The 17049-nt window shown below is 47.6% G+C and carries 15 protein-coding genes; 3 read left to right on the top strand and 12 right to left on the bottom strand.

All coding sequences use genetic code 11. The features are described from left to right. Nucleotides 1–24 precede the first annotated feature (24 nt). Nucleotides 25–510, bottom strand: a complete 486-nt coding sequence (locus HI950_RS16040) for a hypothetical protein (protein WP_187768105.1) — start codon at nucleotides 508–510, stop codon at nucleotides 25–27. A gap of 175 nt (nucleotides 511–685) precedes the next feature. On the opposite strand from HI950_RS16040, the gene HI950_RS16035 reads away from it, so the two are divergent. After that, entirely contained in the window at nucleotides 686–1462 is a 777-nt protein-coding gene (locus tag HI950_RS16035) for an exodeoxyribonuclease III (RefSeq protein WP_169086108.1), read from the top strand. A 65-nt stretch (nucleotides 1463–1527) separates the two neighbouring features. Here HI950_RS16035 and murI read toward each other — a convergent pair whose 3' ends face one another. Both murI and HI950_RS16025 read right to left on the bottom strand, forming a co-directional pair. Further along, entirely contained in the window at nucleotides 1528–2325 is a 798-nt protein-coding gene (gene murI / locus HI950_RS16030; protein WP_169085830.1) for a glutamate racemase, read from the bottom strand. A gap of 152 nt (nucleotides 2326–2477) precedes the next feature. Next, nucleotides 2478–4370 (bottom strand): LTA synthase family protein, encoded by a 1893-nt coding sequence (locus tag HI950_RS16025; protein ID WP_317618384.1) that lies wholly within the window; start codon nucleotides 4368–4370, stop codon nucleotides 2478–2480. A 345-nt stretch (nucleotides 4371–4715) separates the two neighbouring features. On the opposite strand from HI950_RS16025, the gene HI950_RS16020 reads away from it, so the two are divergent. Beyond that, nucleotides 4716–5561 (top strand): Cof-type HAD-IIB family hydrolase, encoded by an 846-nt coding sequence (locus HI950_RS16020; protein WP_169085827.1) that lies wholly within the window; start codon nucleotides 4716–4718, stop codon nucleotides 5559–5561. Between the two features lie 129 nt (nucleotides 5562–5690). On the opposite strand, the gene mglC is transcribed toward HI950_RS16020, so the two are convergent. The 7 genes from mglC to HI950_RS15985 all read right to left on the bottom strand — a co-directional run bounded on the left by mglC (nucleotide 5691) and on the right by HI950_RS15985 (nucleotide 14714). Beyond that, nucleotides 5691–6707, bottom strand: coding sequence for a galactose/methyl galactoside ABC transporter permease MglC (mglC, locus tag HI950_RS16015; RefSeq protein ID WP_169085825.1), 1017 nt, complete (start codon nucleotides 6705–6707; stop codon nucleotides 5691–5693). 30 nt (nucleotides 6708–6737) lie between these two features. Next, on the bottom strand, nucleotides 6738–8255 hold the full coding sequence (locus tag HI950_RS16010; protein ID WP_169085823.1) for a sugar ABC transporter ATP-binding protein: 1518 nt from the start codon (nucleotides 8253–8255) through the stop codon (nucleotides 6738–6740). A 109-nt stretch (nucleotides 8256–8364) separates the two neighbouring features. Continuing rightward, entirely contained in the window at nucleotides 8365–9375 is a 1011-nt protein-coding gene (locus HI950_RS16005; RefSeq protein ID WP_169085821.1) for a galactose ABC transporter substrate-binding protein, read from the bottom strand. A 112-nt stretch (nucleotides 9376–9487) separates the two neighbouring features. Next, nucleotides 9488–10471: a substrate-binding domain-containing protein gene (locus HI950_RS16000; RefSeq protein WP_169085819.1), complete on the bottom strand. Its 984-nt coding sequence runs from the start codon at nucleotides 10469–10471 to the stop codon at nucleotides 9488–9490. Next, nucleotides 10471–12222: a cache domain-containing sensor histidine kinase gene (locus tag HI950_RS15995; RefSeq protein WP_169085816.1), complete on the bottom strand. Its 1752-nt coding sequence runs from the start codon at nucleotides 12220–12222 to the stop codon at nucleotides 10471–10473. The genes HI950_RS16000 and HI950_RS15995 overlap by 1 nt, the downstream gene beginning before the upstream one ends. Then, nucleotides 12219–13871 (bottom strand): response regulator transcription factor, encoded by a 1653-nt coding sequence (locus HI950_RS15990; protein ID WP_169085814.1) that lies wholly within the window; start codon nucleotides 13869–13871, stop codon nucleotides 12219–12221. The genes HI950_RS15995 and HI950_RS15990 overlap by 4 nt, the downstream gene beginning before the upstream one ends. A gap of 222 nt (nucleotides 13872–14093) precedes the next feature. After that, complete coding sequence (locus HI950_RS15985) at nucleotides 14094–14714, bottom strand: hypothetical protein (protein ID WP_169085812.1); 621 nt, start codon at nucleotides 14712–14714, stop codon at nucleotides 14094–14096. 173 nt (nucleotides 14715–14887) lie between these two features. On the opposite strand from HI950_RS15985, the gene HI950_RS15980 reads away from it, so the two are divergent. Next, nucleotides 14888–15274: an SET domain-containing protein gene (locus HI950_RS15980; RefSeq protein ID WP_169085810.1), complete on the top strand. Its 387-nt coding sequence runs from the start codon at nucleotides 14888–14890 to the stop codon at nucleotides 15272–15274. 77 nt (nucleotides 15275–15351) lie between these two features. Here HI950_RS15980 and HI950_RS15975 read toward each other — a convergent pair whose 3' ends face one another. Beyond that, entirely contained in the window at nucleotides 15352–16095 is a 744-nt protein-coding gene (locus HI950_RS15975) for an SDR family oxidoreductase (protein ID WP_169086104.1), read from the bottom strand. Nucleotides 16096–16272: 177 nt separating this feature from the next. After that, nucleotides 16273–16863 carry a TetR/AcrR family transcriptional regulator gene (locus HI950_RS15970; protein ID WP_169085808.1) on the bottom strand — a complete coding sequence of 197 codons (591 nt, stop codon included), beginning with the start codon at nucleotides 16861–16863 and terminating at the stop codon, nucleotides 16273–16275. Nucleotides 16864–17049: the final 186 nt, after the last annotated feature.

Genomic DNA, 17049 nt, shown 5'->3' with positions numbered 1-17049 from the left:
ATAAGAGAATCCTATTTAATCATGTTAACGCTTAACGATATGAAGCTCACATTGTTCAATACGTTTGAAGATGTCCGCACCTAAGCCGATATTTTTAGTTGATGCTCTTGCTGCCGTTTCGAATAGGCCATGTTCCTCCATTTTAGTCCAAATATGCTTCAGTTCGCTCAGCAGCGCTTCGACAAATTCCAGTTCGGGCAGCACTACGGAAATGAGCGCCTCTTTGAAGTGAGCCGAGTAAATGCAAAACTTCAATTCATTGTCGCCGCTCGCCGTCATGCTCATCTCACACTCATATCCATATAGAGTTACAGCTCGTTTATTAACCATGTACTTTTCTAAGCATGCTAAATAATCTAACCAAAGACCGTTGCCTGAAGCAGACGGGTTGTCTAAATCAATAATAGATTCGCCTTTATATTTGATCGTGATTTTCATAGGAGAATGTATAACGTCGACATCCCTAAAATGAACGAAGTTCCATAGTTGCGTGTCATCATCCATATCCATATGCAGCTTTTCCCGCTCGTATTTATGCAATCTCTCACATACCTCTATATCTGTTCCGAATTCTAAACGAATGTCTTTCTGAGACTTGGCGAAATACGTTTTTAGTTCGAACATAGGAGCTCCTTTATGCTAAACTAGTAAATAAATGATAGAAAACGCAAGGAGATAAATGATGATCAAGCTCGTATCCTGGAACGTAAACGGTCTTAGAGCATGCGTAACCAAAGGCTTTAACGACTACTTCAAAGAAACAGACGCCGATATCTTTTGCCTGCAAGAGACGAAGCTGCAAGATGGGCAAATCAGCATGGAGCTGGGCGAGGCGTATTTCCAGTATTGGAATTATGCGATTAAGAAAGGCTACTCCGGCACTGCCGTGTTCACGAGAATAAAGCCCCTATCCGTGCACTACGGCATAGAGGAAAACTCGGAGCCCGAAGGGCGTGTCATCACGCTTGAGTTCGACGGCTTCTACCTCGTTAACGTATATACGCCTAATGCGAAGCGCGACCTGACGAGACTCGATTACAGAATGGAATGGGAAAATCGGTTCCGCAGCTACCTGCAGCAGCTGGATACCGTGAAGCCTGTACTCGTATGCGGCGATCTGAACGTGGCGCATCAGGAGATCGACCTGAAGCATCCGAAACCGAATCTGGGCAACTCAGGCTTTACGTTAGAAGAGCGAGGCAAGATGACGGAGCTGCTGGAGGCTGGGTTCCTCGATACGTTCAGACATTTTTACCCGGATCGTGCGGATGTGTACAGCTGGTGGTCTTACATGCCGAAGGTTCGCGAGCGGAACGTCGGGTGGCGCATTGATTATTTTCTAGCCTCATCAAGGCTGAGCCCGCTGCTTATCGATGCGCAAATCGATACTCATATTTTGGGAAGCGACCATTGCCCTGTCCTGCTTATGATAGAGGATATTGAAGCCGAAGCATCGAAATAGACAGCCCATTAACTCGAATAGGCGGACAACACTCAAGCATGAGCGTCGTCCGCCTATTTGCATCGTTAATTGGGGAGCGTCTCCGTCATAGCATCCTTTTCGCGCAAGAAGGCTAGCGCCGTCTGCATTTTATCGATATAGGCCGGCTCGTTGCCGGTACACATAAATCGCACGTTCCCGCTGCCGCCGCCACCGGCGATGCCGTAACGATTCAATAAGGCGTGCAGACGCTTCACCGTCCCGACATTCCCGTCTACAATCTCGATATGAGCCGGAAGCAGCTCTCGCAAAATATCCTTGTAGAAAGGGTAATGCGTGCAGCCAAGCACAATGATGCCGTAATCATTCAAATCATAATTAGAGAGCTTGGACCTGAAATATTCATTCATAATTTGTTTATCGAATTGCAGCGATTCGCAATAATGGACAAGCTCCGGCAGAGGCAGCGAATCCACGATCCCCATATCATCCACGCGGGAGACGAGCGCATAATACTTAGGCAGCTGCAGCGTTAAAGGCGTGGCGAAGACGAGCACTCTTTTGCCCGTTGCACGGTTCATCTCCACCGCCGGCTTAACCGCAGGCTCCATGCCTACGATCGGAAGAGAGTAACGCTCCCTAAGCTCCGTAATGGCAATGCTGGTCGCCGTATTGCAAGCTACGACTAACGCGTCCATTCCTTCATTCATCATCTTGCCAACCGTATCGAAAATGTATGCCTTCACGTCTTCCTTCGGTTTCGTGCCATAGGGAACATGAAGGGTGTCCGCCATATAAAGAAAATCCTTGTCAGGGAGCCGTTTGAGCGCTTCCGCCAGCACGGTAAGCCCGCCAATCCCTGAATCAAAAAAACCAATTCGCATGTCTCATCGATTCCTTACGTTTAATGAAATAGAATAATCGGATAGAGCTAATTCCATCTTAACTCATTCCCACCTTGCATTAAAGCTTATAATTGCTTCTTGGATGAAAAAAACGCCCCTCGTCCTAATGGACAAGAGGCGCTCTATCTTTTTTAAGGCGCTCGCTTCGGCAGCAAACGGACATATTCATCCGAAAGCTTCATGAGCTCCAATATATAATCATAATCCTCGCGGTATTGGCTGAAATCGGCTACCGGCTCCTTGGTCCTGATATCGGTAGCCGTGCCATCCTCGAATCCTTTGCCTGGCTCGAACAAAATATCGTTGTTGAAAAACGAACCCGTCGGCAAATAATATCGCATACCGACTACATTTTGCGTCGTATTGAGCAAATCATGGCCAAAGGCCGTATAGCCTTCCTCCTTGAGGGAAATGCCAAGCAAATTAGAAAGCGTCGGCATAATATCCACTTGGCCGCCTACCTGCTCGACCACCTTCCCGTCTTCACCTGGTACATGGATGAACAACGGAATGTTGAAGCGGCTGACTTGACTGTCATATTTTATGCCAAGCTGCTCGCTGACCCATGCTGGATCATTGTCCTTCTCCTGAAGGCCGGAGTGATCGCCGTATGCGACCAGCACCGTGTTTTCCCACATCCCGCTCGCTTTAAGTCCATCAATAAATTTTCCGAGCGCATAATCGGTATAGTTTATTGCGGTCAAATAATCGCCTAGCTGCGTGCCTTGCAGCGAATCCGGCATCTTAATCCGCTGGAGCTTGCTCGGCACCTTGAACGGATGATGGCTGGACGTCGTTACAAACTGCGCATAGAACGGTTTATTTTGCTGATCCAGCGCTTGAAGCTTCTCCAGCCCAACCTTGTATAGCTCCTCGTCTGAGGCGCCAAAGGAATTGAAATGATCGTTTTTAAAAGACGGCTTATCATAGTATGCTTCAAATCCTAATGCAGGATACATCCGGTTGCGATCCCAGAACGTTACATCATTAATATGAAAGGTGTTCGAGGAATAGCCCTTGTCTCCAAGCAATCTCGGCATACTGGGTACGATTCTGTCGCCATAGCCGGTGGACATAGCCATAACGCCGGTCGGATAGATGGAAGTGTTCGACATGAACTCGGCATCCGACGTGTTGCCCTGCCCGATTTGCTGAAAGAAATGCGGAAAGTAGAAGCTCTCCTTCGCCAGCTGATTCAGAACCGGAGTAACAGCTTGTCCTCCAACCGATAGATTAATCGTAAAGTTTTGAAATGCCTCCAGCTGAACGACGATGACGTTCTTTCCTTTGGCGAAGCCAAAGTAGTTCGGCGTACCTGCTGTCACCGCAGCCCCTGCTTGGTCAAAATAAGAAATTTGAAGCGCCTCTGCGCTAGCAGCCGTTTCTTCCACGCTTCCATTCTTAATCGCGTTTTGCTCCTGATTCGCTTTAATCGCAGCGGCCACCTGATAATCTAGAAAGCCTAGGCTTTCAGCTTGCACAATCTCATTTGGGATAGAGCTGCCTGACCAGATGTATCCGCCCGATACAGCGACGCACAAAACAGCAGCAATACTTGCGATCAAAGGCCGAACGACGCGTCTTCTGCCCTCGCTGCGCGTGCCCCGTACACGTTTTATCATATACAGCAGAGCCAACACAATAACATCAACAAAAAATAAATAATATTTGACTTGAATAATCGATCCTACGCTTGTCCGAATTTGCAGCACCTGATCCAGTCCGTGCAGCGCGGTATAGGTAGGCACCGTGCCATAGTAGCTAAAATATACGGTTGAAGCGAATAGGAGAAGCGACAGCACCGCATTCAGTATCCCGAATACCGTCCCTCTCCATTTCGCGGAGGTTATGACGTCGACTATTAATAACAAGGCAAGCACGGCTGCCGCATCCGTAAGCAGGCGATCTGCCTGAATGCCATTAAAGACGAATTGGCGAAACAGGGCCATTTTCAGCATCATAACAACAAATAAGAAAATAAACGGCGATCTATCGTAATTGTAACGGGTGGATATAAGCTTCAAGATCCTTCACTCCTTAGAGATCAACACTTGCTCCGAAAATAAAAATAAACCGTCAAGGCATGACGGCTTACTTAAACACTAATGTTAAGGTAATATGAAGGCAAATGCAACGGCTAATATAGGAAACACTCCTTCTTTCTATTTAGTTTCTCGTGATTGATGGAAGATTATGACAAAGCTTATACTAAGCTTTGGAGGCATGACGGAAAGAGACGTTGAACGGGCATTCGCTTGCTAGCAAAAGCGTGGTCCGGCGCTATGTCCCATCTTACTTAGATTTGCTAATGGTTAGAGATAGCGTTAGTTCAATAGAATTAAATTAGCTGTACATGGGAGGCGTTATTTTTGGCGATTAAACATTTCCTTACCGATCTTGACGGAACGCTTCTGAAATCGGATGCCACCTTGTCCGAATATACGAAAAACGTATTATGCAGCGCTTTGAACGAAGGAATGATCATTAGCTATGCTACTGCAAGAAGCTATATGAGCTCGAACAAAATCGTCTCAGTCATTCCGTGGAAATATCCTATTGTTTTGTATAATGGAGCCGTCATTTTTGATCCGCAGTCATTAAAGGTCATTGGCGGCTATTGGCTCGACAATGAAACCACGGATGAAATCATAAGCTTAGGAAGAACGCATGGTCTGCTCCCGTTTTTATTTGCGCTGGATGAGGAAGATAAAGAACGCGTGCTGCACGAAAAACTGACTCGAACCGGGGATATGAAATTTTTCGAGAGCCGCCCTAACGATCCCCGCTTTGGCGAAATGCCGCAGCTCGCATGCTCGGCTTCGTTTCGCACGCTTATAGTGACCTATATTGGGCTGCTTGAAGAATTGGAGCCCATAAAGGAGATGGTGCAGCAGACGTTCGGAGATAAGGTTCATATTCATCTCATGAAGGACCAATACATAGAGAATCACTATTTCCTGGAGTTCAGCCATAGTAAGGCAAACAAAAAGGAGGGGCTGCTGCAATGGGCTAAGCTGATGCAATGCGAGCCTGAGGAAATTACCGTTTTCGGAGACAATCTGAACGATTTGGGCATGTTTGAAGCAGCAGGAACCAAGGTCGCTATGTCCAATGCGCATCCCGCGCTTATCGCATTATCGACCCTCGTAGGGGAAAGCAACGATGAGGATGGCGTGGCTAAATATGTTTGCAGCGTGATTGGAGGCATAACCTAATATAAACTGCTCAACGCCGTAACTTATTGCCTTTCATGCAATAGGAACCTGTAAACCACCTCATACATACAAAAAAGAAGCTGCCCAAGGTCATCGACCTTATGGGACAGCTCCTTCTTCCTGCTTGTATTACTTTTTCGCAACGTATTTGCGAATATCGAATGCAACGGCAACGACGATGATCAAGCCTTTGATGATCAGCTGCCAGTTCGGGTTGATGCCGATGAAAGTCAAACCGTAGTTGATGACAGTGAAAATGAGAACACCTGCGATGATCCCCTTCACCCGGCCTACGCCCCCGGTCGTTGACACTCCGCCGACCACACAAGCTGCGATAGCATCAAGCTCGTACATATTACCGTAGTTGTTCGATGCTCCGCCTGTACGCGCAGCTTCCAGCACGCCCGCCAGACCATACAAAGCGCCGGCAATCGCGTAGATCCACATCAGGTTGCGAGCAACGTTAATGCCGGATACATGAGCGGCTTGAATGTTGCCGCCAATGGCGTACATGTTTTTGCCAAGACGCGTTTTGTTGAAAACAACCCATACGATGAACGCTACGAAGATAGCGATAAGAACGATATAAGGAATCGAGAATTGGCCGCCGCCAATGGCGCCTGTTCCAATCTCTGTAAAGTCCTTACGTAGACCACCGATTGGCTGCGAGTTGTTCGGCGGCAAATCGAAATAAAGAGAGTTCATACCATACACCGCAACCATTGTACCGAGCGTTGCGATAAACGGCGGAACGTTAAACTTTGCTACGATTAAGCCGTTCAAGAGCCCCACTAACAAGCCAACTATAATCGCAATGGCGATCGGGATGATGAGCGACAGCTGCGGCAGGTTAGGGAAAAACTTGCTGCCGTAATCAGGCATTTGCAGCATCGATGCGGATACGACCGCACTGAGGCCGACTACGCGTCCTGCCGACAAGTCAGTACCTGCAGTAATAAGCACAAAAGCAGCACCTAATGCGATGATTACCCTCGTCGAGGACTGCACCAGCATATCTCTAAGCGTTGTTATAGACAAAAAGTTTGCATCAATAATGGCGATTCCTAAAATTAATGCGACAAGTACAATCCAAATTGCGTTTTGCGAAAATGCATGTTTTATCTTTATGCCTTTAGCTGTGTCCATTTGTCGTAAACCTCCTTAAATCCTTCATCATTAGCCTGTCTGTGCTGCCAGCCGCATAATACTTTGTTCGGTCGCTGACTGGCCTTCCAAAATGCCAGTCGAGCGTCCTTCCGACATGACCATGATGCGATCAGACATGCCAATGAGCTCCGGCATTTCCGACGAAATCATAATGATGCTCTTTCCTTGCTTCGCCAGCTCAATAATAATGCTGTAAATCTCGTATTTAGCGCCAATGTCGATGCCCCGCGTCGGTTCATCCAGCAGCAAAATGTCCGGATCGGTCAGCAGCCAACGAGCCAACAGCACCTTTTGCTGATTGCCACCCGACAAGTTGCGAATAAGCTGATCGACTGACGGCGTTTTTGTTTTGAATTTCTCGACGCCTTTCGCCGCCTCTTTTCTCATCTTCGCTTCGTCTAGGAAGCCAAAGCGATTCTGATACATACCCAGATTTGCGATAGCGGTATTCTCCATGACAGACAATACTGGGAAAATGCCCGTTACCCGCCGCTCTTCCGTTAACAGCGCGATTTTGTGCTTCTTCGCGTCAATTGGCGATTTCACCGTAATTGGCTTGCCATTCTTGTAAATCGTGCCCGATTTCACGGAACGAATACCGAATAGCGCTTCAATCAGCTCTGTACGCTGCGCGCCGACAAGTCCGCCTACGCCAAGTATTTCTCCTTTGCGAAGCTCGAACGAAACGTCTTTGAAGGAGTGTGCGTGCGGTGACGTTAAGCCATCCACCCGCAGCATGACCTCGCCAGGCTTGTTCGTCCGCTCTGGGAACCGGTCCGATAGATCACGGCCAACCATCCGGGTAATAATCGTATCGATGGTCAGCTCGGGAGCCGGCCAAGTGCCGATATATTTACCGTCACGCATAATCGTCACATCATCCGAAATGCGTAATATTTCTTCCATTTTGTGCGAAATATAAATAATGGAGACGCCTCGTGCCCGCAGCTTGTTAATAATAGCGAACAGCTGCTCTACCTCATTGCCTGTTAGCGATGAAGTCGGCTCATCCATTACGATAATTTTCGAGTTAAACGATACCGCTTTGGCAATTTCAAGCGATTGAATTTTGGATACCGACAATTCGCCGACAAGCTGGTTCGGATCGATCGTCATATTTAAATCCTCGAACAACGCTACCGTGTCGCGGTGCATCTTTTTATGGTCAATAAACCGGAAAGGGGGAAAGCCTTTTACCGGAAATCTGCCAAGCCAAATGTTTTCCATCACGCTGCGCTGCGGCACCGGGTGAAGCTCTTGATGGATCATTGAGACGCCGTGGTTCAATGCGTCTTTTGAGTTTTTAATATCGACCTTCTGTTCATCCAAGAAGATCTCGCCGGCATCCGGCTTATAAATGCCAAACAAGCATTTCATTAATGTAGATTTGCCTGCACCATTCTCTCCCATTAGAGCATGAACTGTGCCGGGACGTACCTTCAGCGTTACATCATCTAGCGCTTTGACACCTGGAAACGTCTTCGTAATCCCGTTCATTTCAAGCAAATAAGGATGCTGCTTTGCCATCGTATAGCCTCCTTTTATCCAGCCCACCTAGCAAGCGGGCGAAAAAAAACAGGGGCAACGCAAGTGACGTTATTCCCCTGCTTCTTGTTTATCTATCTGTCTACTCGTATTATTTGCTTTCTTGCGTTACTTTTTGGTATGGAATCCAAACATATTTGCCATCTGTAATTTCAAAGCCAGTGTTTTCTTTCGTTGGCGTTTCGCCAGCCGCAAGTACACGCATGAGCTCAACTGTTGCTTTACCCTGGTTCGCCGCATCGTTCAGAACCGTTCCGAGCAATGTTCCTTCTTTCAAAGCTTGGTTTGCAGGATCTGTTGCGTCTACGCCGACAACCGGCATAAATTTATCGTCCTTGAAGTAGCCAGCAGCTTTCAAGGCTTCGATTGCACCAAGCGCCATGTCGTCATTATTAGCTAGAACAGCTTCGATGCTGTCGCCTTTGGAAGAAAGGAATGCCGCCATTTTTTCTTGGCCTTTAACGCGATCCCACATCGCTGTATCTTCAGCTAGCTTCTCTACTTTAATGCCTGCATCTTGAATTGCTTGAATCGAGAACTTCGTCCGAAGCTCAGCATCCTGATGTCCCGGCTCGCCTTTTAGCATAACGTATTGCAATACGCCGTCGCCGTTTTTATCCGCTTCCGGATGTGCTTTCCAGTACTCAGCAACGATTTCGCCTTCCATCGTACCGGACTCTTCCGCTTTAGCGCCTACAAAGTAAGCTTTATCCCATTTTGCCAAATCATCAGCAAGCGGTTCACGGTTGATGAACACGACTGGAATGTCTGCTTTTTGAGCTTTATCGATAATGATGCCTGCAGCCGTACGGTCAACCGGATTGACCGACATCGCTTTTACTTTTTTCGTAATAAATAGATCAACCTTATCATTTTGTGTTGGCTGCGAGTTTTGGCTATCTACGATATCTACTGCCAACTTACCTTCTGCCGCTGAATCGATAGCATTGCGCACGCCGCTCATGAATGTATCGTCAAATTTATAAATCGCAACTCCTGCCTTTGGCAAGCCGCTAGTGCTTCCCTCACCGTTTGAGTTTCCGCATGCTGCTGCCGTAACCGCAAGTGCACCGATCATAATCGCTGCTGTCCACTTTTTCATTTTTATTGCCCCCTGGTGGATTAATTAACTACAGCTTCATTATGTCGCAAATGGCGCTGGATTCACATTTAATATCCTCATCATTTTTATTAATATCCTCATGTCTTTCGTTTTATTGAACGATGGGGAACAACAGTTTTTGATTTTTTAGCCAAAACATATTTTCTTCCGTAATAAACTCCATGTCCATTTCCACGCGGGCAGAAACTTGTTTCCCTTGCAATGCCTCCAGCGATTGCTTAACGCCAAGATAGCCCATGCTGAACGGGTTTTGAACAATTAACAGCTGCAACTGATTTTCCTGCAGCAATTCCAGAAGCTCTGGCGAGCTGTCGAAGCCGATCAGCTTAATCTTCTCCCCAGCCTGCCTGCGCTTAAGCTCAAGCGCTGCGCCGATCGATGTTTCTGTGTTAAGCGACAGAATACCGTCAACCTTTTGCTTATCCAGCATCCCGCTGACGGTTTGCTGACATTCGCTGTATTCATCCGAGCAGGGCTGGCTGTCAACGAGCCGAATGCCTTCAAACTCCGCAACGGCATCACGAATGCCTTGCTCCCGCAGCTTCCCGTTAATGCCTCCTTTGGTGTACGTAACCATTGCTACGTCACCTTCGCCGCCAAGCTGGCCAGCCATTTCGCGCACCGCTTCTTTCCCGGCAAGATAATTGTCCATGCCTATATAAGATTTCGTCTCGCCTGATGTGAGCAAGCTGTCGATTGCGATGACTGGAATATGCCGCTTGGCAGCCTCCTTCAGAAACGGCTCAAATGCCGCATCGTCATTCGCTCCAAGCACGATGGCATCTGGCTTTGTCTCCAGCGATTGCATTGCCGTTTGCAGCTGGCCCGCAACATCGCCTTCGTCCGTTGGAGCGGAGACATGCAGATTGATGCCAAATTCCTTAACGGCTGCCTGCGCACCCATCGTCACGTTTTGCCAATAGTCGCCTTTGCTAGTACGAAGAATGAGCTGTATCGTCTTCCCTGCCCGTTCCTCCTTCGGCTCCTGCTCATCTGGATAAAGCGCAGCATAAAGCAGGTAGGCAGCTGCAAGGAAGAGCAGCAGGCTAATGATGCTTCCTTTTTTCATGACCATTACGGCTGATCCTCTCCTTCGATTTGCTCAGGCAATCGAGCAGGGAAACGAATCGTTACAGTTGTGCCGACCTCCAGCTCGCTTTCAAAATGCAGCCCATACTTCTCGCCAAAGTAAAGCCGAATTCTTTCCTGAACGTTCATAATGCCTACACCAGACCCTTTCGAGCTAACAACTTCTCCCGTCAAGATTTTGCCAAGCTGCTTCTCGGACATGCCAAGCCCATTATCGATCACCTTAATGACCACATCGCTTCCATCAAGCCTTGCGGATACGACAATATGCCCCTTATCGACGGAAGGCTCGATGCCATGCATAAGCGCATTCTCGATTAAAGGCTGGATAATCAGCTTTAAGGTTACATAAGACAAAGCCTCTTCCTGCATATCAAAGGAATAATCGAATTTGTTTTTAAAGCGCATCTGCTGAATGATCAAATAGTTTCGGGCATGCTCCATCTCATCCGCTATCGGTATCAAGCTCTTGCCTTTGCCGATACTAATTCGGAAAAGCTTCGACAGCGACGTAATCGTCTTGATCACTTCTTCGTTCTTGTTCATGCCGACCATGCGGACGACCGTATTTAACGTGTTGTACAAAAAATGTGGATTGATTTGCGCTTGCAGCGCTTCAAGCTCGTACTTTCGTTTGCTCTCCTGTTCCGTAACGATTCGATTCATCAATTGCTTGATCGTGCCGATCATAATGTTGAACCGATCCGCAAGATGCTTAATCTCAAGCGGCCCCTCGCCGCTCACCGTTAGATCAAAGTCGCCTCGCTCCACGCTTTTCATCGACAGCTCCAGCCGCTTGATCGGCCTTGATATACGACGGGAAACCATGCTGGACAATAAGAAAACGATGAGCGCCAACGCGACAAGAAGCTTGGACATCGAGCGGTTCAGCACTGAGCTCGTGGTCATCACCTCATCCATATACGATACGCCAACGACCTTCCAGCCCACGTTGCCGATCGTTTGGACGCTGATCATTTTCGCTTCCTCCGCGGATTCATCTATATAGCTGCCATAAGTATGCTTGAGCGCAAGCTCGACATTCTCATCCTTCAGACTCGCGTAAATGAGCTCAAGCTGCGGGTGATACACGATGTTGCCTGCCGATTCGTCCAGCATGTACACATACCCTTTTTGCCCTAAGCTTACTCGTTCAGACAGCTCATCTATCGTATTGAAATTTACATCGAGCAGCAGAACACCGTTCACCTGCTTGCCATTATGCTGAACCGTAATGCTTTTGCTGATCGATACGACCCAGCGGAATTGCTGCTTGTACAGGTTTTGCACATGAGGAAGCGATATGGACAAATGCCCCGTCGTATCGAGCGCGCTTCGGAACCAGCCTTCCTCGGTCACCTGCAGCGTGTCCTTTAGTTCTACATTCGGCAAGTCGAATAACAACTGTCCTTTATCGTCAAAGAGCGCAAGCGACACCGTATCAGTGCGCGTGGACATCATCGATTCCAGCTGCTGGCGCATCATATCAGACTTCACATTTTCGCTTTGGCCAATCGCATGATGCATCATGTTGAACAGATCGGACGTGACCTCTACATAATTTTCAAGATTGTAGCTGACCTGATCAACGATTTGCTGCGAGTTGCGGAAGGCGTTCTCCTTGGCAGTAGCCGAGAACCGGCCATACAAAACGACGCTAACAATTAATATGATAAATACCGAAAACAGCGTAAACGATACCGTCAAAATATACTGAATGCTTCTGCGCTGCATCATCTGTCCTGCTCCGTCAAGCCGCTACGATATTCTTTGGCGGATACGCCTGCATATTTTTTAAAGCTCAGACTAAAATAGTTCGGGTCCGCGAAGCCCACCTTATCGGCAATCTCGAACGCTTTAAGCTCCGTCGTCCGCAGCAGCTCCTTGGCTGATTCCATTCGCAGCTGCAGCAAATAGGCGCCGAATGTCATTTTCAGCTCTTTTTTGAACAATCCGCTGAAATAGCCGGTGCTGATATGCAGCTGTGCGCAGAGCTTAGCTATAGACAAATCGCTTTCGTGAAAATGGCTCTTCGTATAGCTGATCGCATCCTCGACAATTTGCTTATACGTATGCTGCCTGCGGCTGGCGATGCGGCTCCTCACCTTCGCACACAGCTCCCCGAACCAAGCCTTCGTTTCCTGCATGCTGTTCAGCTTCTGATATTGATTCAATATCCCCCAGCTGCCCCCGAAAATATCATCGGAATCACTCTCATGGATTTTTGTTAATTTGATAATGGCTGTAACCATTTCGAGCAAATAATGCTGGTATTCATGCACAGGCGCCTGAACGCGAGCGATTTCGTCGAACAGCCCCTCAACGACCTCCTCCAGCTCCTTCTCTGTGCCCAGCTTGACGGCGCTAATTAAACTTTGCTCCTTCCACTCGTCGAAGAGGAGCTTCTCATGGTCGCGGTTCTCCATATCATCTATACAGATGATGAGGTTATTGCCAAGAATTCGCCGATAATCAAGAGCAACCGTGGCAGATTCGTACGCATATTTCAAATTGCCGATATCCCGCGTGAATGTTCCGACGCCGATCATGACCGGAAACCGCAAAAACTTCTCGATGCTTTGCAAAATTTCTTTTAGCGCATCCTGCGTTTGCTCCATAATCAGCTCAGAGTCCGGGCGCGGACTTACGGAGAACAGCACGACCTGGTCCTGATGAATAAATACTTTTCCTAGCTCATGTCTCGTCCATATTTCATTTGCGATGTTGCATACCGAAAATAGCTTCAGGTCCAAGTCGGTTGAGGAGGCTAGCGAATGCGTTGATTGCTGAGCAGCATCCTCATTCCCGATGTCCGAGTGGTTCACCGCAATTATCGATACGACATAGCCTTCACCCTCGAGCTGCATGCCGTATTTGGCTGCTTTCACCGATATATCCTTATGCTGCTGTTTGCGTGTAATCAAGGACGATAAAAACTTCTCTCGAACAATAGGCAAGCTTGTACGGTAATGCTCCTCAAGCAGCTCGACATTGCTCCGCTTTTCCCGCTCCTCATCCATCCGCTTGGCAACCTCTGCAATCGTCTCCGTCAACTGCTCAGCTGAGAACGGTTTCAAAACATAGGCCTCGACCTGCAAATGAATCGCCTGCTTCGCATATTCAAATTCATCATGGCCGGATAAAATCACGATCCGAGTAATCGGATACGTCTTCCTAGCCCATTCCGAGAGCTCAAGCCCGTTCATATAGGGCATACTAATATCAGTAATGAGCACGTCCGGCTCCATTTTCTCAAATAGCTCCATCGCTTCCTTGCCGTTTCCAGCCGTCCTTACCTCCGAGAAGCCGCAGCTTGCCCAGTCAATTTCTATCATTAATCCTTCCGTCACTTCCGGCTCGTCATCGACTAACAGCAGCTTATACATAAGGCTCCCCCTAAAACATGGCTTTGAGCGCGACGCCCCTTACGGGCTGCGTATCGCCAATACCATTTTGCCATAGATTTTGTCTTTGTAAATATAGCATGGTTTCATTAGATTATCGTTTGTCACTCACCCTGTTAATTATTCACATGAAAATGTGCTTCACATGAATAAAGCCGGGCTCTCCTACGGAGCTCCCGGCCTTGTAAAATAGGGCATCTGCGATCATTTCAAGCGGCGGCGCCTTACCAGCAGGATGACAATCGCAATCATGATGAAGAACGCGACTAGCAGTATCATGAAAAGCATTTTCGAATCAATCGGCGCTTTGGTTGCCTCAACGTCTTGCTGACTGCTTGGCAAAGTCTGCTTCGAATGTAGAGGCAGCGGAGCATGGCCTTCCCATAAAATCTTAAGCTCTTCTCTCGCCATATCAAGCGGCTTCGTTAAATCGCATATACCCGTTTCAAGCTTCTCTGATACTTCGCTGGCAGACACGAGATATTGCTGGCCCTCTATAAAATTTTCATAGCCGCAGCTCGCCGAGCTCATTGCCGTATAGACGATTGCTCGCTGTTCCAATTCACCTTTCCACACCGTAGATACTTCGAAGTTTACTTGGACCAAGTCAGCGCTGGACATCATTTGTTTCTCAGGCGGCTGGACAACCTTCATCGCTTTGCCTGCGAAGACGGTTGTGTTGTGCTCAAGCGTTTCCTTAACTTGCGACTCTGGAGACGGCGACATGGCACAGGAGCATGCATAAACGACAGCCGGCTTCATAATCACGGCCGCACTTAGTAAGATCGCCCAGCAAAGGACAAAAAGCAGCGATTTTCGATACATAGCAATCACCTCTTAGGATAGACGGTCAAGCGGCGATTATTGTTTCTAATTTTATGCGCCGCGAACACGAGATGCTGGCTATTTCCTCATTAAATTGCTATATTACCTTAGATGAGTTAGATTTCTTATATAATAAGGGACTCCTTAGACTAAAGAAAACGTAGGTGAGCAACATGATTGAGGTAAAGACTTCCAAGCTTAGCGACGGAGAATTCAATAGAGGGGTATTCGCGACACGTGATATAGCAAAAGGCGATCTTATTCACGAAGCACCGGTAATTCCCTTCCCAAATGAAGAGCATGAACACATAGAGAAAACCTTGCTTGCTGATTATGTGTTTGAGTATGGCGCTAATCACACCGCTATACTGCTAGGCTATGGTATGCTGTTCAACCATTCCTATACGCCTAACGCCTACTATGATCTTAATTTTGACAATCATACGGTTGATTTTTTTGCTTACACGGCAATAAATGCCGGGGAAGAGATCCTCATTAACTATAATGGCGAAGTCGATAACGAAGAGCCGCTATGGTTTAATGAAGATAAAGAAAAGTAAAATAGCTTAACCGCATGAAACGAGGCAGCTCAGGAGAAAATAAACCTGGGCTGCCTCGTTTGTTATTTCAGTATCATTTATATAAATCCGCCATTCACGCGAATGGTTTGTCCCGTCATCCATTGTGACTCTTTGCCAGCTAGAAACACCACGACACTCGAAATATCTTCAGGCTCACCCAATCTTCCAAAAGAATTCATATTTACGATGCCCGCAATTTGTTCTTCCGACTTGCCTACTTTAAAAAGCTCGGTGTTAATTGGTCCAGGCGCAACCGCATTAATCGTAATGCCTTTATGCCCTAGCTCCTTGGCAAGCTGACGGGTTATCTGCTCAACCGCACCTTTGGTAGCCGCATACGCGCTATAAGCTGGGAACATGGCACCATTAACCGACGTCGAGAAATTAATAATTCGTCCGTTCGCATTCATATGCAAAGCCGCTTGTTGGCAAGCAAAGTACGTGCCCTTCACGTTGATCGCGAACTGCTTGTCGAAGTCCTCCTCCGTCATGCTCACGATTGGTTTTGTGATCATAATACCGGCGTTATTAACAAGGATATCTACATGCCCAAAAGCTTCAAGCGTCTTCTGGAACATCATTTCCACTTCCGCTACTTTGCTGATGTCCGCTTGTATCGCTACAGCTTCTCCGCCCTGCTGCTTAATGCCGTTAACGACCTCCTCTGCTTTACCTGGATTGCTCGCGAAATTCACAACAACCTTTGCTCCGTTCCGGGCCAATTCCTCAGCAATTTCACGTCCTATACCTCTAGATGCACCTGTTACCAAAGCTACCTTGCCCGCTAATTTATGTTCCATCATTTGTTCCTCCTCAGTATGTCGCTCTTATGTTTTGATTATATTCGCACTTCTAACAAATATCAAGTGACAGAATTATATTTCTGTCATTCATTTATGCGAACCATTCATTTTCTCCCTTATAAAAAGAAAAAGCCCCTCAGATGTCCGTCATCAGAAGAGCTTTCATTTTATTGACTATGCGGCGATTCCGTTTAGCAGCAGCTTCCACACCATATCGAACTCTGCATCACTCTTCTCTGCCGACCATTCGAACGCATGAGCGGGATGATGAAAGCGAGAGGTTGCGATGAACAGCGCTTTCGCAGCCTGCTCCGATTCGCCTGGCTTAAGCTCCTTTGCTTTCATTCCTTCCTCGATGATATGCGCGAGCTGTTTGACCAAGCGATCGATATGTACAGTGATCATCTCAACAGCATCTAGCGTTACTGCCGCATACATCGCGAACATCTCGGCATCATTGGCTGCGTAGTTCCGCTTGCTGCGGATAAGTGTCTCCATCCATAAGCGCATACGCTCCGTGGAGCTGCCGCCCGTCTGGCTGGCAATCCCCTCTAGTGGCAATGCGATGCATCGGTGCAGCCAGCGCTCGGTTACCGCTTCCCGCAAGGAAGCTTTGCTCGCAAAATGGCGATACAGCGTGCCGTGACTCACTTTAAGCACCTTGGCTACGTCGACCACCGACGTCTTGTCAGGCCCGAAACGTCTCAGCACCTGTTCTGCCGCATCTAAAATTTGTTCCTTACTTAGTGGAAGTTCATTGGTCATAATGGGTAGCAGAGCATTCGCCTTGAATCACATTTTTGCAAGATGATTGGGCATGCTCATTACTCCCCCCTCTCAGCACTTTCGTCCTATCGTATCATACCGTTATAGCAATGACAATAATGTTATTATGTCATCCGTTCGCGAGTGAGTGTGAAAGATGCCTGTCTTGCAACCATTTTTTCGCAC

Origin of the sequence: Paenibacillus sp. PL91 (assembly GCF_012935325.2) — a bacterium.
Lineage (GTDB): Bacteria > Bacillota > Bacilli > Paenibacillales > Paenibacillaceae > Pristimantibacillus.
This window is presented reverse-complemented; position numbering and strand designations above follow the sequence as displayed.

Coding starts and splice junctions, on each gene's coding strand:
- HI950_RS16040 (WP_187768105.1), bottom strand. CDS start 510: ATGGATATGGATGATGACACGCAACTATGGAACTTCGTTCATTTTAGG.
- murI (WP_169085830.1), bottom strand. CDS start 2,325: ATGCGAATTGGTTTTTTTGATTCAGGGATTGGCGGGCTTACCGTGCTG.
- mglC (WP_169085825.1), bottom strand. CDS start 6,707: ATGGACACAGCTAAAGGCATAAAGATAAAACATGCATTTTCGCAAAAC.
- HI950_RS16010 (WP_169085823.1), bottom strand. CDS start 8,255: ATGGCAAAGCAGCATCCTTATTTGCTTGAAATGAACGGGATTACGAAG.
- HI950_RS16005 (WP_169085821.1), bottom strand. CDS start 9,375: ATGAAAAAGTGGACAGCAGCGATTATGATCGGTGCACTTGCGGTTACG.
- HI950_RS16000 (WP_169085819.1), bottom strand. CDS start 10,471: ATGGTCATGAAAAAAGGAAGCATCATTAGCCTGCTGCTCTTCCTTGCA.
- HI950_RS15995 (WP_169085816.1), bottom strand. CDS start 12,222: ATGATGCAGCGCAGAAGCATTCAGTATATTTTGACGGTATCGTTTACG.
- HI950_RS15990 (WP_169085814.1), bottom strand. CDS start 13,871: ATGTATAAGCTGCTGTTAGTCGATGACGAGCCGGAAGTGACGGAAGGA.
- HI950_RS15985 (WP_169085812.1), bottom strand. CDS start 14,714: ATGTATCGAAAATCGCTGCTTTTTGTCCTTTGCTGGGCGATCTTACTA.
- HI950_RS15980 (WP_169085810.1), top strand. CDS start 14,888: ATGATTGAGGTAAAGACTTCCAAGCTTAGCGACGGAGAATTCAATAGA.
- HI950_RS15975 (WP_169086104.1), bottom strand. CDS start 16,095: ATGGAACATAAATTAGCGGGCAAGGTAGCTTTGGTAACAGGTGCATCT.
- HI950_RS15970 (WP_169085808.1), bottom strand. CDS start 16,863: ATGACCAATGAACTTCCACTAAGTAAGGAACAAATTTTAGATGCGGCA.